General features: G+C 38.9%; 2 protein-coding genes. Both read left to right on the forward strand.

Annotated features, from left to right (window positions below):
• Positions 1-200: hypothetical protein (locus tag ACMV5H_RS25370; protein WP_414822782.1), on the forward strand; the 200-nt coding region annotated here is incomplete at its 5' end.
• Positions 201-947: 747 nt separating this feature from the next.
• Positions 948-1841, forward strand: a complete 894-nt coding sequence (gene blaFRI, locus ACMV5H_RS25375; protein ID WP_414822783.1) for an FRI family carbapenem-hydrolyzing class A beta-lactamase — start codon at positions 948-950, stop codon at positions 1839-1841.
• Positions 1842-2183 lie beyond the last annotated feature (342 nt).

Raw genomic sequence — 2183 nt, forward strand, 5'->3', positions numbered from 1 at the left:
GAACCGCTCTTTCTGAGTCAGATGTTTTCCCTGCATGCAACAGGCTCTCCAGTAGGGCCAGAGCGGTGATTTTATCCGGGTCTGGCCAGTGGGTCACTTTGTTGCGTTTCGAGTGGGAATGGGGCCCGGCGCTGGACAAGTGCGCCTGGAAAATGGATTTTAGCTTAAAAGCACAGCAAAAATGGCAATTTTACGCATAACCTATCGCGATACCGTACCATCAGGAGGAGTTGCGCGCTACCGTTCAATGGGAGGCGACTTTTCATGGTGTACTAACCTAAAAGTTTTACTTATGGCTAAGCAAATATTTTATAGCTTGTCACCATAAAGAACAAATGTATAATTCAAGGCATTATGCTGTTGAACACAGTGATTTTTAGGATTTCATCTAAATAATGATTACTCAATTTTATATTTACTAAAAAAAATGGATAAAAATTAATATGATCACGCTATTTTTATGTTGATTTTTTCGATATTTCAATTGAGCTCCCATTTCATGATGCATTCAGTGTGGATAATGTGTTTATGAATTATTTTGGCTTTTCCTTTTCAAGAAAAACCTGTTTCAGGTGCTGTTAGTGGAAGGCTATCAAACTATTTATGCGCTAAAAAAAGATGTTTTTTTCGGAAGTAAATATCACAGAGCGTTTGAGGCGGACTCTATGAGTGAAGCAGCAAATTAATATCATGACTTCTGTTTACATGGTCATAAATAATTGATAAATTATCAATGTATTTATTTTTTTTGCAGCCAGCGAAAAACTTTCAATAAATGATTTCATTGGCATGTAGATAAATAAAAAAGCTAACAAGCTTTTATTATTCTATGCAAATATGTAGGTTCTTTTTGTGGTTTACATGTGCCGTTAAGTGCGGCATATACACAAAAAGATAGTGGATGAATGTCTGTTTAATGACTATTAAACTTTATAGAGGTGTTAAATATGTTTTTTTGTAAAAAGAATGCAATTATCCTTGTTTTTTCGCTCTATCTTCCTTTTGTTTCATTTAACTCATTCGCCACTCAGGAAAGTAATGGTTTGGCTAAAATTAAGGAACTGGAAACTGCTTTTGGAGGGCGGATAGGTGTTTATCTTTTAAATACAAAAAATGGGACAGAGTTTTCCTACAGGCAAGATGAGATATTTCCTTTATGCAGTTCATTTAAGGCGTTCCTTGCTGCATCCGTATTAAAAATAACTCAGGACAAATCGGTTTCTCTTGATGATACGGTGAAGTATGCCGGTCGTGTTATGGAGAAGCATTCTCCTGTATCAGAAAAATACCGCGAAACGGGTACAAGTGTGCAGACTTTGGCTATGGCAGCAATTCAGTACAGTGACAATGGAGCGTCTAATCTATTAATGGAAAGATACATAGGAGGTCCTGAAGGTTTGACTGCATTTATGCGGTCAACGGGAGACACTGACTTCAGGCTTGATCGCTGGGAATTAGAATTAAACTCAGCTATTCCAGGCGATAACCGTGATACTTCCACTCCGAAAGCAATGGCAGTGAGCCTTAAAAATATTGCATTTGGTTCTGTACTTGATGCTAAAAATAAAGCCTTACTACAGGATTGGCTTAAAGGCAATACTACTGGTAATGCGCGAGTCAGAGCTGCTGTTCCAGATAAATGGGTTGTTGGCGATAAAACAGGTACCTGTGGTTTCTATGGTACAGCTAATGATGTTGCTATTTTATGGCCTGACGCCAATTCACCTGCCGTTATCGCTGTGTATACAACGCGTCCTAATCAAAACGACAAACATGACGAAACAGTAATTAAAAATGCCGCAAAAATAGCTATTGATGCAGTGTATGGAAGTGATAAATGATTTTTTCTTAAAAAATAAATCGTTCCAGCTGTATTAGCTCAGACCTGATCTGATAGTTATCGGTTATTTATACAGGTATCTGTCAGATTACATCTGGCTTAAATCTTTCTCAGCTCAGATGCGCTTTGAACGTAGCGCACCTTCGGTGCGAGCACGGCAGCGTTGCTGCCTCAACCGTCTTTAAGGGGTCAGTTTGGATATCGAAAATTATTGTACGTTAAGCTCATTTTTTAGCCAGGCATTAAGAGCAATGAGGCTTTCCCACAACCATCTGTTTGGACTGACCCCACCCCGGTAGACGATCCTGCCCTATAGTTTGAGCATAGGAGGAGCGTATGGGCA

The organism is Serratia sp. N21D137 (genome assembly GCF_047530005.1).
In the GTDB taxonomy this organism is placed as follows: domain Bacteria; phylum Pseudomonadota; class Gammaproteobacteria; order Enterobacterales; family Enterobacteriaceae; genus Chania; species Chania fonticola_B.

Excerpts from the sequence above, each read along its gene's own strand:
- blaFRI (WP_414822783.1), top strand. The coding sequence starts at position 948 with ATGTTTTTTTGTAAAAAGAATGCAATTATCCTTGTTTTTTCGCTCTAT.